7 protein-coding genes are annotated in these 14,003 nt (G+C 70.8%); 1 reads left to right on the forward strand and 6 read right to left on the reverse strand.

What is annotated here, in order from left to right:
* Nucleotides 1–320 precede the first annotated feature (320 nt).
* From WMF20_RS47015 to WMF20_RS47025, 3 genes are all read right to left on the reverse strand, one after another.
* Nucleotides 321–848, reverse strand: a complete 528-nt coding sequence (locus WMF20_RS47015) for a hypothetical protein (RefSeq protein ID WP_437608235.1) — start codon at nt 846–848, stop codon at nt 321–323.
* Between the two features lie 126 nt (nt 849–974).
* Nucleotides 975–2,132, reverse strand: a complete 1,158-nt coding sequence (gene proB, locus WMF20_RS47020; protein WP_129580349.1) for a glutamate 5-kinase — start codon at nt 2,130–2,132, stop codon at nt 975–977.
* Entirely contained in the window at nt 2,125–2,778 is a 654-nt protein-coding gene (locus tag WMF20_RS47025; RefSeq protein WP_437608236.1) for a hypothetical protein, read from the reverse strand. Before WMF20_RS47025 ends, proB begins: the two co-directional genes overlap by 8 nt.
* A 604-nt stretch (nt 2,779–3,382) precedes the next feature.
* On the opposite strand from WMF20_RS47025, the gene WMF20_RS47030 reads away from it, so the two are divergent.
* Complete coding sequence (locus tag WMF20_RS47030) at nt 3,383–5,368, forward strand: NACHT domain-containing protein (RefSeq protein WP_437608237.1); 1,986 nt, start codon at nt 3,383–3,385, stop codon at nt 5,366–5,368.
* Here the strand turns inward: WMF20_RS47030 and WMF20_RS47035 are convergent.
* From WMF20_RS47035 to WMF20_RS47045, 3 genes are read right to left on the reverse strand one after another with little or no spacing between them, the layout of a single operon-like run.
* Nucleotides 5,360–6,568: an RHS repeat domain-containing protein gene (locus tag WMF20_RS47035; RefSeq protein ID WP_437608238.1), complete on the reverse strand. Its 1,209-nt coding sequence runs from the start codon at nt 6,566–6,568 to the stop codon at nt 5,360–5,362. The two genes, WMF20_RS47030 and WMF20_RS47035, sit on opposite strands and share 9 nt — an antisense overlap.
* Complete coding sequence (locus WMF20_RS47040; RefSeq protein WP_437608239.1) at nt 6,568–7,185, reverse strand: hypothetical protein; 618 nt, start codon at nt 7,183–7,185, stop codon at nt 6,568–6,570. The genes WMF20_RS47035 and WMF20_RS47040 overlap by 1 nt, the downstream gene beginning before the upstream one ends.
* Nucleotides 7,175–13,885: an RHS repeat-associated core domain-containing protein gene (locus WMF20_RS47045; RefSeq protein WP_437608240.1), complete on the reverse strand. Its 6,711-nt coding sequence runs from the start codon at nt 13,883–13,885 to the stop codon at nt 7,175–7,177. The genes WMF20_RS47040 and WMF20_RS47045 overlap by 11 nt, the downstream gene beginning before the upstream one ends.
* Nucleotides 13,886–14,003: the final 118 nt, after the last annotated feature.

A 14,003-nucleotide genomic window follows, 5' to 3' on the forward strand; every position in this document is an offset into this window, starting at 1 on the left:
GACCCTCCCAAGCGCAACCGGTTGTTCAATCGGACAGCGCCCCCGGTGTGGACGCGCCGAGCAAGACCCAAGGCTACGACAGAAGTCGGTAACCGTCATTCGACAACGACAGGGTTTCCAAGCTTGGATACGACCTCGACGATCGGCGACCCCGCCGCGGCCCTGAGGTCGCGTCGCCGCGCTGTCGCATGATCCTCCTGGCGAGCTCCCCTCCTGTCCAGCCAGATCGAAGAGATTGGCTCTGGCCAGATCTCTTCCGGCGCGCGCGCACGATCTCGGCGCGCCTCGATCGTCCCTGACGCGCGCTGGGCGCGCCGCGTTCAGCGCATCGCAACGAGGCGCACCTCGCTCGCGCTGCGCTCGTAGGCGGCGCGCACGGCCGTCGCGTCGACCTGCGGATCGTCGACGCCCGCGGCGACGAGCTGCTCGAGGAAGGCGCGCTGCCGCTCGGACTTCGCCGCGAGCCACGCGGGACAGCCGCCCGCGGCGCAGGCGGCCGAGGCCTGCTCGGCCGCGGCGAGCGCGTCGCGGGCGCGACCGCGGCGCAGCAGCGCGCGCGCCGAGAGGTGCGCCGCCTCCGGGAGCTCGCGCACCTCGCGGGGCGCGGCCTCGAGCGCGGAGGAGGCGAGGCCCGGCTGATCGCGATCGAGGTAGGCCGCGGCGAGCGCGGTGACGCTCTCGCGCGTCCGGCCCTCGGCGTAGCGGGCCTCGAGCGCGGCGAGCTCACCCAGCCCTGCCGCGGCGCGCGGCGGCAACAGCTGCGACGCCTGGACGCTCGGCCCGAGCCCGACCGTCCAGGCGACCCCCGCGAGAACCAAGCCGTTGGCGACGAACAACCCGAAGCGCATCACCCGACCTCCAGGAGCTGATGGAGAGGAGTGACAGCCGGGCGGCGCGAAGGTTCCCGCGAGCACCGAAGAACGCGCGGTCGGGTGGCCTTCGCGCCTACAGGGTGCGTCTGGGCGGCGGCGGGGTCACTCGCTCGGGAGCACCACGAGGTCGTCGCGGTGGACGACGACGTCCTCGCCGGCGTCGTCGCGCTTCTTCCGCGCGATGCGCGCGGCGTCGCCGGCGGACATCCGCGCGAGCCCGCGCGCGATCTCGGTGCCCTCCGGGTCGAAGACGGCCACGGCGTCGCCCGGGAGGAAGGTGCCGCGCACGCCGAGGACGCCGACCGCGAGGATGCTCCGGTTCTTCGAGGCGATCGCCTCGGCGGCGCCGCGGTCGACGAGGATCGCGCCGCGCGGGCGCAGCGTGTACGCGATCCAGTGCTTGCGCGCGCTGAGCCGCTGCGGAACGGCGGCGAAGAGGGTGCCGACGTCCTCGCCCGAGAGGATGCTCGTGATGATGCCCGGCTCGCGCGCGGCGGCGATGACCACGTGCGAGCCCGCGAGCGTGGCGCGCCGCGCGGCCTCCACCTTGCTGGCCATGCCGCCGGTGCCGACGCCGGAGGTCGAGCCGCCGGCGAGGTGCCGCGCCTCGCGGGCGACGCTGCGCACGAACGGCACGCGGCGCCCCTCGCCGTCGAGCAGGCCCTCGACGTCCGAGAGGAGGATCAGGAGATCGGCCTCGCAGAGCGGGGTCACCATCGCCGCGAGCTGGTCGTTGTCGCCGAACTTGATCTCCTCGACCGCGACGGCGTCGTTCTCGTTGATGATCGGGATGGCGCCCGCCTCGAGCAGCGCGGCGAGGGCGTTCCTCGCGTTGTTGGTGCGGGTGCGGTCCGCGAGATCGGCGTGCGTGAGGAGCACCTGCGCTACGAGCAGGCCGACCTTGCCGAAGGCCTCCTCGTAGCGCTGCATCAGCACGCTCTGGCCGGCCGCGGCCGCGGCCTGGAGCCAGGCCATGTCCTTCGGCCGCGCCTTGAGGCCGAGCTTGGCCACCCCGAGGGCGATGGCGCCGCTCGACACGATGACGAGGTTCCGGCCGGAGCGGGCGCGGAGCGCGGCCACCTCGACGGCCAGCCGGTCCCAGGCGTCGCCGGACAGGCTCTTCGAGCCGATCTTGACGATGATGCGGCGGCAGCGCTTGAGCGCGGCGCGCGCGCCGTCGGGATCGATCTCGGGCGCGGGGCCTTCCGCGTGGCGGCCCGCGGCGCCCTTCGCGGCGGTGCGTTCCTCGTGGTCAGTCATGGGGCAGGCCGGCCGCGGCGATCTCGTCGAAGGCCGCGTCCAGGCGGCGCTCGATGTACTCGGGGACGGCGGCGCCGGCGAGCAGGAACGCATCGATCCAGCGCGTGAACTCGTCGCGCAGGTCCTCCGCGCCGCTCGGCAGGATGGTGACGCTCGCGTGGAGCGAGGGGGACAGCGAGCGCCGCACCGCGCGATCGACGGCGTCGCGGATCCACCGCGCCTCGTCGGCGTGGATGCGGACGGCGCTGCTCCGGCGGAAGCGCGTGATGTAGCGGTTCAGGAGGTGGCCGAGCGCGTAGACCTCGAGGCCGCGCGCGGCCGCCGCGAGCGCGAGGGCCGGGTTGAGCCGCCGCAGGACCTCCTTCGTGACGAGCTGCGCGGCCTTGCGGAGCGGGGTCTGCTCCGCGCCGGGCTGGGCGAGCAGGGCGCGCGCGTCGGTGGTGAGGCTGAGGCCGTGGCGGGCCACCGTGTCCTGGGCGATCGCCCCGCGGATGCGCAGGAGCATCCGATCGGGGAGGACCGGGACCGGGAGCCACGAGGCGCCCACCGCGAACGCGGTGAGCACGGCGAGTCGACCTCCGGGAGGCGGGCCGCCCGGGGTGACCTGAGCGGCGGACGGCTTGTTCGCGGCGGCGTCGGATGACATCGGGCGCACGGTACTACGGCGCCCGCCGGGTGGCGAACAGTGGCGACGGCGGCGCGGGGCGGAGAGAGACGAGGCGAGGGCGGCGGAGACGGCGGGGAGGGGAGGCGGCGAAAGGGCGAGGGCGAGCCCGGAGGCGCCCCGCCACGCTCCCGCGGATCGCGCTGCCACGGCCGGGAAACGCGATGGTCCCGCGGCGAGCCGCGTTCCGAGCCGTTCCCCTCGGCCATCGCCGCGGGCGCGGCGGTTCCGAAGCGCTCGGCGGCGCCGGCGCCGTCGGATCTCGCCTTTCGGACGGCTCCAGCGCCGCCTCGCCGCGGGATCGTCGCGCGCGGAGCGGCTGCTGCGCCGCCTCGCCGCGGGATCGTCGCGCGCGGAGCGGCTCCAGCGCCGCCTCGCCGCGGGATCGTCGCGCGCGGAGCGGCTGCTGCGCCGCCTCGCCGCGGGATCGTCGCCCGCGGAGCGGCTGCTGCGTTCATCGAGCGCCCCTTGGGCCGCGCTCGAGCGGCGGAGCCACATCACGCCCAGGCCGCCGCCCATGGTTGAGGCTGCGAGATGGCGACGCGGCCGCATGGTCCCCGCAGCCGCATCCATGCATGGTCACGCCATGGATGGCGACGACCTGCGCAGATGGTTGTGGACCGACGCGACCGTGAGCGCGCCGAACGATCCGACCGGGGTCCTCTCGTCCGCGGAGCGGGATCACGTGGACTCGGTCTGGAGCGAGCACGGCCAGATCCATGTTCGCGCCCTGATCCGGAACGAGCAGGTTCCGATGGACATGGAGGTCTTGCCGCGCCGGGTCGATGCGCCGTCGCGGTGCACCGTGCCCGAGCTCCTCGCCCGCCACGAGCGCGTGCTCGTCGTCGGCGGGCGAGGCTCGGGGAAGACGGCGCTCATCGCGCGGCTCGCCGCGCGGGCCGCAGCGGACCACCGTCAGGGCACGCGGACGCTCGTGCCGTTCGTCGTCCTCGTGTCGCTCCTCGACGACCCTCGCTTGGACGAACGCGCCATCGCGAAGCTCTCGCCGATCGGCGGGGTCGTGCTCCTTCGCCGTGCGCTCGAGGAGCGCCGCGCGCTCGTGCTCGTCGACGGGCTCGATGAGGCGGGATCCGGCGCGAGGAGGCTCTCCGAGTCGGTCGAGGCGTTCGCCGCGGCCCATCCGGGCAATCCGATGGTGGTCACGACGCGCCCGCGTCGCGCGGGGATCCCGGGCTATGCTCGCGTGGAGCTGCGCGGATTCGTGACCGCGACCCTCTTGCCGCAGCCCGGCACCCGCGTGGTCGCGGCGCATCACTTCTTGGCGCGACGGGATCCGGGGCGCCGCACGTCCTTGATCGCCTCCGCCGTCGACGCGCTGCTCGAGCGCTACGCCGCCGAAGAGCTCAGGCCCGGCGCGATCCTGAAGTCGCTCGATCTGCGCGACCGGCGGCTCCTCTTCAGCTCGATCGCCTGGCTCATGCACTGCGACCGGCTCGTCGAGCTCCCCGTGGAGCCGCTGGCCGAGCTCCTGCGATGGCGGCTGGACGGCGCCCGCTGGGTCGAGGGGCCGCGCCTCGTCCTCTGCAGGGCGGACGAGGAAGACGACGAAGAAGACATGGATGAGGATGAAGACGGCGACGGCGACCGCGATCCCCAGGGCGGCCCGCTCGAGCGCGGAGCGGCCGGCGATGCCCGTGAGCTCGGAGAGCTCGCGCAGGACATCGACGGGATGGTCGAGCGCGTCATCGAAGAGATCCGCGGGCACCAGGGGTTGCTGATCGAGCGACGCCCCGGGGCCTTCTCGTTCGCGGACCTCTCCTACCAAGCGTACCTGAACGCGGTCGATCACGTCAGGATCGGCGCGCTCGACGCCCTCATCGAAGCGCGAGGCGACCCGTGGTCCCATGAGACCATCGTTCACGCGGCGGGCATACCGGAGGTGGACGCGGCCGCGTTCATCCGGGAGCTCCTCGAAGCGGATCGGGGTGAGGCGCCGGTCGCCACGCTGCTCGCCAGCCGATGCGCCGAGGTCGCCGGCGGGCGCCTCCCGCCCCAGCTCCGACGCACGATCGCGCGGCGGCTCTCCGAGCTGGTGCCGCCGCGCACTCCCTTCGACGTCGCGCACCTCGTCGACGACGTGGGCGAGGTCGCGGGTCCAGCGCTGATCCAGGCGCTCGGCTCCGCCGGCCCGAGCGAGCGGGCCTACACGGCGATGGCGCTCGGAGGCCTGCGCCATCGGCCCGCCTACGGCGTGCTGGTGCGGATGGCCGCCGACGATTCACCCGTGAACGAGCCGATCGTGTGCTGGCTCTGGGACGAGGAGCAGCTCGTGAAGGATCAAGTCATCGGCTGCTTCGCGCTCCTCGCGCTCTTCGACGTCGCGCTCGCCGTGCCGTCTGCGAGCACGCTCTTCCTGCAGGCCGTCGAGCGCGCTCCGCGCGGCGCGCTCGACTGCGTCTACAAGCTCATCGATGACCAGCATGCGGAGAGGATCGGGAGGGCCTCCGAGGACGAGCCGATCCGCGATCCGGAGGCCGTCGATGTGCTCCTCGAAAAGATGCGCAAGGCGCTTGATCGCAAGGGCGGGCCCACGGAATGGGAGTCATGGTAGCCGCGCCGCGAGAAGGGCGTCGCGACGGCGATCTCTGTATGCCGATGCCAGACCGGAGATGAGGGCCCGGTCCGCCGACCTCCCTCCCACGAGCTGTCCGATGGCCAGGCCCATCCTGGCCTCCGGCGTCCCATGGGCCAGCACGCCCGCCGCGTCCGGCAGCCCATGCCCCACGCCGGCGAAGGGAACCGCCCCGAGCAACAGCCCGGCGATGAACCCTTCCTCGAGCTGGACATACGGGTTCCGCGACCAGTCGATCGGCGCCGTGGTCACCGGCTGCGGCACATGCCCGGACGCGCTCCCGGTCGTGCTGACGTCGATCGGCGGCACGGCGCCGCCCGTCTCGGCAGCCACGGTGCTGGTAGCGGTGTCGGCGCGCGCCTCGTGCTCCGAGGATGGGACGACGCTCAGCTTGAGTCTGATCGGCGACAGGTCGAGCACTTCCCAACGGAACTCCGCGCCGGGCGGCTGCGGTGAGCGAGCCCCGTCCTCCGGGAGCGCTTCTTGAAAGCCGCCCGGGTCGACGTAGGCGAGCGGGTTGTTCAGCACGTAGCTGTACGGATTCCAGCTCTGCCCGAAGGACGGGATCGAAACGATCGGGTCCGTGGTCAAGAACCGCCCGATCTTGGGATCGTAGAGCCTACCCTTCATGTTCACGAGCCCGATCTCGTCGTCGCTCTCGTGCCCGGTGAACCCCTGCGTCGCCTCGCTGGAGAACGACGCCGGCGCGGTCTCTCCCCACACGGGGTTCCTGCGCTGGCCGAACGGGTCGTAGCTCCGCCGCTCGATCACGTCGCCGTCCTCGTCGGTGAGCGCATCGACCGAGCCGAGGTGATCGACATGCACATAACGGGTGCCGGCGTCCGAGCCTCCGCGGGTCACGATCGCGACAACGCGCTCCGGCGAGTGGACGTGGTGCCGATGCTCCACGGTGCCCGACGCCCGATCGGTGACCCGCTCGTACAGATCGCCGAAGTAGAGCGTCTCCTTCTCCGGCGTAGTCTTGCGGATCCGCTGCTGGTCGCCGTCGTAGCCGAACGTGATGGTGCTCGCGCCCTGCGTGATGCGCTCCGGCAGAACGAATGGGGTGTAGCGCACCGCCATGCCACCCGGGCACGCGATCTGCGCGATCTGATTGCCGACGGCGCCGGTCGATGGACCGCTCCATGTGAGCCCGGTGCGACCGGACAGGCAATGCATCAATCGAACTTGACGCGCTTGTATGGGGCACCAATGGCACCAGTCGGTGTCCTTACCAACATCGGCTGCTTTGTGAACGGATTGGTTATCGTACGTTCGTGAAATGTGAACATCTTCCCAAACAATTTTTCCCCGTGGAGCCAATCGATCAGCCACGTATGCAAGCGCCAGGGTGTCTCAGTAAGGCCGCTTTCGTCCAATGTGAGCACGGTACCTGTCTCCTCGTCGATGCAAGACCAAATGGAGTCGCCCCAGTCGCACAAAGCGAGTACATTTTCTGGTAATCCTGCGCTCTCCGGGCCACTCCATAGAACGTGTCGAAGCTCCACGATGGACCGACCATTGTCATCCAAACGTCCGCCGGGAAGGCCAATGAGACCATCACCAGGACCGAAGCCACCGTTACCGACGTCGATCAGCAACCGCCTGTGGAGTGGATGCAGCGGGAAGCCCAGCACGGACTCAGCCTGGGCCACGGCGTATGGCGATGCTGGGGGCGCTAGCTCAGGACAGTCCCGGTCCGCGTAGTCCGTGCGCGTCCTCACGTCCTTGACGCGCTGTTTTAAGGCGTGGATAAGCTCGTCTTGGCTCATCGAGATGTTGACCTCAGAACTCATAGCTATACTTTCCGACTGTAGCGCCTAACCCACGGAGAAAGTCGGCGCACCCTCCCGGACCACTGCAGATGATGGTGGACGTGGCTCCCCTCGTCGGAGTCAAGCCCAGCTCTCCAGCACCAGCAATCGCCGTCTTCTCAGCGTGAAAGCCTGGCATCGGGGGCGCGGGGATCAGCCCTAGCCGATGGGCCTCCGCAATCTGAGCGGCTGACAGATCACTTGCGCCCCCTGCAACGAGTGTTGGCCCTTCTGCGGTTTCTAGGACAGTGACCGTCCGGCTGAAGTTCATCGGCGCGCGCTCGACGTTCGCGACTTGCTGCGCCAGTGCGCGTGTCGCCGTTGGTCCTCTAACGACTCCGGCCGCCGCCGAGCCCTCCGCCGCTACGCCCAGCCCCCTCCCCGCACCGTACACCGTTGCCGCGCCGAGGAGGATCGCCTTCACCCCCGCCGAGCCCGCCGCCCGATAATCCTCCCGGTCGATGGCGAGGGCTGTGTCCGCCCCGTTGCGCCCAATCTCATAGAGCGGGTTGAGGGCATTGAGCGCGCCGAGGAAGCCGTCTTGCTGGTAGGCGTCCCACATCGCGCGGCCGTGCTGGTAGGCGCCGTAACCGCCGAGCGTCATCGCATTCAGGACCAGCGATTGCGCGAGGCCGAGTGCCAGGTCGCCCGTCCCCTCGGCGGCGCCGAGCAAGGTGTCGCCGACCAGGCTGGCGGGGCTCGTGGCCTCCGCCGACGACAGCGTCGGCTCGGGCACGAAGCCCGCGCTGGTCCCGAGCACGCTGACGTCGATCGGCGGCGTGGCGCCGCCCGTCTTGGCAGCCGTGGTGTTGGTATCGGCGTCGGCGCGCGCCTCATGCTCCGGGGACGGGACGACGCGCAGCTCGAGTCCGATCGGCGCCAGGTCGAGCACTTCCCACCTGAGCTCCGCGCCGGCCGGCAGCGGTGAGTGAGCCCCGTCCTCCGGGGGCGCTTCTTGAAAGCCGCCGGGGTCGACGTACGCGAGGGGGTTGTTCAGCACGTAGCTGTACGGATTCCAGCTCTGCCCGAAGGACGGGATCGAAACGATCGGGTCCGTGGTCAAGAACCGCCCGATCTTGGGATCGTACAGCCTGCCCTTCATGTTCACGAGGCCGAGCTCGTCGTCGCTCTCGTGCCCGGTGAACCCCTGCGTCGTCTCGCTCGGGAAAGACGCGGGCGGGCGCTCTCCCCACACGGGGTTCCTGCGCTGGCCGAACGGGTCGTAGCTCCGCCGCTCGATCACGTCGCCGTCCTCGTCGGTGAGCGCATCGACCGAGCCGAGGTGATCGACATGCACGTACCGCGTGCCGGCGTCCGAGCCTCCGCGGGTCACGATCGCCACAACGCGCTCCGGCGAGTGGACGTGATAGCGATGCTCCACGGTGCCCGACGCCGCCTCGGTCACCCGCTCGTACAGATCGCCGAAGTAGAGCGTCTCCTTCTCCGGGGTAGTCTTGCGGATCCGCTGCTGGTCGCCGTCGTAGCTGAACGTGATGGTGGTCGCGCCCTGCGTGATGCGCTCCGGCAGGTCGAACGGCGTATAGCGCACGGTCGTGCCGCCGGGCCGCGCGATCTGATTGCCGACGGCGTCGTAGGCGAAGCTGCCCGTGCCCGCACCCGCGCCGGTGGCCGCGTGCGGGTGCAGCGGGTCATCGTACGAGAGCGTTCCGATATCCGACTTGAAGGTGAGATTGCCGTTCGGGTGGTAGTCGTAGCGGAGCGCGCAGGGCGCCGACGCGCTCTCGACGTCGCCGAAGTACGCGCACGTCAGCCGCTGGAGCGGATCGAAGCGGAAGCGCTCCGTCGTGTTCTCGGGCTGGAGCGCATCGGTGCGGCGCGTGAGATTGAGGAGTTCGTCGAACCCGTAGTCGAGATCCTGCACCTCACCCGCGCCGCTCCGCGTCGCCACGTGCCTCAGGCGCTGCTTGTCGGCGAAATAGCTCCGCTCGGTGACGACGCCGTTGCCGAACACCTCCTCCCGGAAGCGCCCCGCGTCGTCCACGTCCGTCAAGCGCCAGTAGGCGGAGCCCGTTCCGCGGTCGCGCACCGCGATCACATGGCCATGCGCGTCGTGGTCGTAGGTCACGGCGAACGGCGCCGCGCCGGCCGGCGACGGATACGTGACCGCCTCGACGCGACCGAGCTCGTCGTAGCGCAGCCTCGCCTCCAGGGGAGCGCGCTCGCCGTCGATGCGGAGCGAGAGCGTGTCGAGCTGGCCGCGATCGGTGTACCCGTACGTCTTCTCCGCATCAGGGCTCGCGAGCGCGTGGAGCTTTCCGATCCCGTGCGCCGCGGTGTCCCAGGTCCACGTGGTCGTCACGCGCTCGGCGCCGTCCCGGTCCACGCGCGTGCGCGGTCGCCCGAGCGCGTCGTACGCCCACGTGGTTTCTCGCCCGAGTGCATCGGTCGAAGAAACCAGCTCGCCGAAGCCGTCATGGATCGAGACCGTGGTGCCCCGGTCGGGGTCATCGAGCTGCCGGACGCGGCCGAACGCGTCGCGCGTCGTGCGCGTCACCGCCCCGCCTGGATCCGTGACCGTGTGCAGCATGCCGAACGGACCGTAACTGTAGCGGGTGATCCCGTCGGCGGCGTCGGTGATCGACTCGGTTCGCCCCAGCGGATCCCGCTCGGTCACGGTCACGTGATCGTGTGCATCGGTGACGCGCACGCGCGAGCCGTCGTACTCGGTCGTCGTGACCGCATTCCACGGCGCGGTATGCCGCACCTCGCGGCCTACCGCGTCGTACTCGAAGCGATCGTACAGCCTCTCGCGCTCGGGGGTATCTTCGCGGACCGGCACCGAGCGCCGCGCGATGTGCTCGCCCAGTACGTCGTAGCCAATCTCCTGCAGGATGCGCTTCGCACCGCCCGCCCGCTGCGCCGGCTCCGGCTCCGGCTCGGGCCCGTACCACCACCACCGGATCGGGCGGCCGAGGCCATCGAGCTCGACCGTATCGTCGGCCCCGCCCGTCGTCGTGTGCCGCTGCCTCAACCGCCAGGCGTCCTGCTCTGGGCCGCCGTCCTTGGTGCGGGAGAGCGCGATCGTCGTCGTCGTACCATCCGGGCGCGTCTCGACGCCGAGGCGCCCGAAGCCGTCGTACGCCCACGTCGTCACGAGCTGATTCGGATCGACCCGCTCGAGGAGCACGCCGAGCGCGCTGTCGAACTCCACGAGCATGGAGTGCCCGGCCGCGTTCACGTACTTCTCGGGGAACATGCCCTCGTCGTCGAAGTCCGTGCTGGATGTCCGCTGGTTTCCGAAGGCGTCCTCCGCCGTGACGCCGGTGACGTTCCCGAAGTCGTCGCGCACGTAGGCGATCGTCAGCTTCGTGTCCGGCAGGCCGTCGTCGCTCTCGGTGGACTCGGTCTCCACCTCGCCGTAGGTCGTATTCGTTCGTTTGAGGGTCCGGCACTGCGACATCCCCGCCGCCGCGCTGCACTCCTTCTGCGTCTCGAGCTGGCCGAGGACCCAACGCTCGGTGTCGTTCTTGAACGTTCGCGTGACCTTGAACGTGAGGTCGACGCTGCTCGTCGCGACCTCCTCGGCGCGCACGTTGCCGAAGGTGTCGAAGTCCGTCACCGTCGACACCGAGTCGCGCAGCAGCATCGCGCCGTCGCCGCCGCGCTCGATCTCCCGCACGTACGCGTCGATGGCTGTCGTCGCGCCGTTTGGGGTCCGATAGACGCCTTGCGCTCGCCTCACGCGGCGCTCGGTGGGTAGCGTGAAGTACGTCGCGCCGTCGTTCGTCGGTACGAGCGTTCGCTTCACGTCGACGAACGAGAGCTCGATCTGCTCCGGTCTGGGCTGGCTCGCCAGCCCAGGCGCCCAGCGCCATGTCCGCTGGATGCTCCCCGCGAAGGGAAAGACCTGGAGCTCGTCGTCAAAGGTGACGTGATCGTACGCGTCGAGCGCCGCGGCGCCCGTATCCAGGTCGGTGACGAGCCGCTCACCGAAGCCGAGAAATCCCCGGCCCAGCCGGTGGTAGCGCCCGTCGCGGTAGCTGACCTCGAAGCGCCGCGGTCTGTCCGCCCCGTTGTTGAGGGCGTACGCGCTGACCACCCGACGAGGCCCCACCACGCAGCGCCGCGGATATCCGCAGTCGTCCGCCGCGCCGGAACGCGCGACGTACAGCGGGCCCTCCCGCGCTGGATCCTCCACGCCGTCGCCCGTCGCCACCGACGCGTCCGTCATATGCCCGTACGAGATGCTCACATTGGGCACGAAGCCCGGCTCGGTCGGGTCGTGTGCGTTCATCCCCTCGGAGACCGCGACCAGGAGATCTTGATCGGCCGAGAGGTTCCGGAACACGTTGAACACGCCGCCGAGCGACAGGATCACGTCCTGCGCGCCGTCGCCGTCGACGTCGCCGGTGCGCGCGCCGCGCGGATCGGCGAGGGTGACCGCCTCGCCGAGGCTTGCCTCGAACGGCAGCTCCGGGTCGACCAGCCTGAAGGGCGGCCCCGCACGGTCGCCGGTCGCCAGCAGGACGGCCCATGACGGGAGCACGTCGGAGCCGCCCAGCAGCATGCCTGGTGGAACCGGCGTGAGGAGATCCTGCCGCCCATCGCCGTTGACGTCGAGCGGTACGGCGAACCGGAAGAACGCGTCCTGATCGGGAAAACCGAACAGATCCCCAAAACTGAACGCGTCCACGGTCCGAAACGGCGAGGCCACGAAGGTCGGCCCCGTGTTAAAGAAGGTATAGAGCTGGTGGTCCCCCGGGCCGGATTCGACGGCATCGGGCAAGCCGTCGCCGTTCACGTCGAGAAAGACGACGCGGCCCCCGGGCCACACGACGGGCAGCTCGGTGTCGATCACCTCCCAGCGCCCCTCGCCCCGGCGCATGATCGCGTCGTAGCTCGATCCGACGAGGGCCGTCCCGTCGCCGAACCGCCGCAGGGACGGCACGACGAGATCGACCTTGCCGTCGGCGTCGATGTCGAGCGGTTGAAGCTCCGTATCGCAGGGATAGCCGGTGAGCAGCTCGATCGATTCGCCCGCGGGGTCGAAGCCCGCGGGCGTCGCGCCGCGCGCAGGTCGCCAGGGGTGGACGGCCCACACGGCAGCGAGCGGGAGCGGAGCCTGCCCCTCGCGGTCGTGGTCCTCGCACTGGATCAGATCCGGCACGCCGTCGCCGTCCAGATCGGCGAGGTGCATCGACGCGCCGGGGCTGCTCAAGCTCGGCGGCGCGGGCGTGACCCCGAGCGGGAACGGCCTGCGGATGCCCGTGTCATGCAGCGCGAAGGTCCAGTCCGGTCGGGACAGGAGCACCTGCCACGTGACCTTGGCGCCGTAGACGTCGTGGAGCAGCACGTCCGCCCGCCCATCGTCGTCGTAGTCCAGGACCGTCCCGAGCTCGGGCTGAATGAGGGCCGGATCGGAGGGTCCCACCGGATCGGCGACCGTGGGCCACTCTTCGAGGAAGGCGAGCTCCGCCGGAGCGAGATAGGACGGCGAGGCGCGCGGGCCGACGTTTCGCGCCACCCGCCACGCGGTGATCGGATTCATCGGCGTGCTGAGCCCCGCGACCATGTCCGGAATCACGAGGTCGTCGCGCCCGTCGGCGTCGAGGTCGAACACCATCGGGCTCGCCCTCTCGGAGACCGGCTCGTCGATGTCCGTCGTCACCCGCTCGAATCCGGGCCTCGCGTGGCTGTACTGAAAGCGCGTGGGGGGCTTGCAGACCCTGTCGCTCGCGCATTCCTCGACCTCGGTCAGGAGGGTACGGCTCGTCGTCGGGCTGAGCTCATAGCGGAACCCGTAGCTCCGGACCAGCGCGTCGCCGGGACCGAGCATCTGGATCTCTTCGAGGCGAAGCGAGCGCTGGAGCGCCATGCCGCCCGAGTAGCCGGTCCGAATGGCGGCCGGATCCTTCGTCGCGTACACGAAGCGCACCGCACGCGAAGGCTCGCGCGACGGCGTTCCCTCGAATGCCGTGTAGCGGATCTCGTCCACCGCGTACTCGGCGGCATGGCCGTCCTCCGCCTCGGCGAGGCAATACGCGTACGTCATGGCGTTGCCGCGGCCGTCGCGGGCCTTGTTCGCGAGCCACGCGCGCGGGACGCCGCCCCGCGCGAGCGGCTTGCTGCCCTCGGTGCGCCCGTACTCGACGACGCGGCCGGTGGGCAGGGTTGCCTCGAAGAAGAGCGCTTCGGCGGGCGCACCGCCTTCCGGACCGTAGTGACCGACCACCTTGACGAAGGACTCCGGGAACGTCCGGTACTCGATGGTTCCCGGCCCCTCTCGCACCGGGACGAGGCGCTGGCCGTCGAGGCAGAGCGCGTCGTCGCCGTCGTACCGCACGCCGCGGATCTCCCCGTCCTGCGCGAGGCTCTTCGGACATCGCGCGATCGCGGACAGCCCGGCGATCGAGAAGCCGGCGCCGAGCACGCCGTCGCCGCCGTCGCTGCGATAGACGAGCTCGATCCGAGGTCCCATGCCCGCGCGCGAGGGCGGGGAGGCCAGCGCCATGGTGTACACGGCCTCCCCGGTGCTCGTGATGGAGAACGCCCCCGGGATGGTGCCGGCGGCGACGGTCTCGACTTCCGGCGCGGGGCGAGCCGCGACAGGGCCGTGTGCGCTCTGGGTCCGGCAGGCGATGACGCCCTGACGCGGATCCAGGGGCGGGTCTCCGGAGATGCACTGGCACCCCCCCTGCGCGAGCACGCAAGCGAGGAACATCAACAGCGGGATGATCGCCCGGGGCACACATCGCGAAGCGAGCGCCATCGCAGCCTCCGTCACGCCGAGGAGGCCATGGCGCTGCGGCCCGAGTCAATCGCCGTTCTGGAGTCGATGC

This window comes from Sorangium sp. So ce834 (genome assembly GCF_051521425.1).
GTDB lineage: Bacteria > Myxococcota_A > Polyangia > Polyangiales > Polyangiaceae > Sorangium > Sorangium cellulosum_D.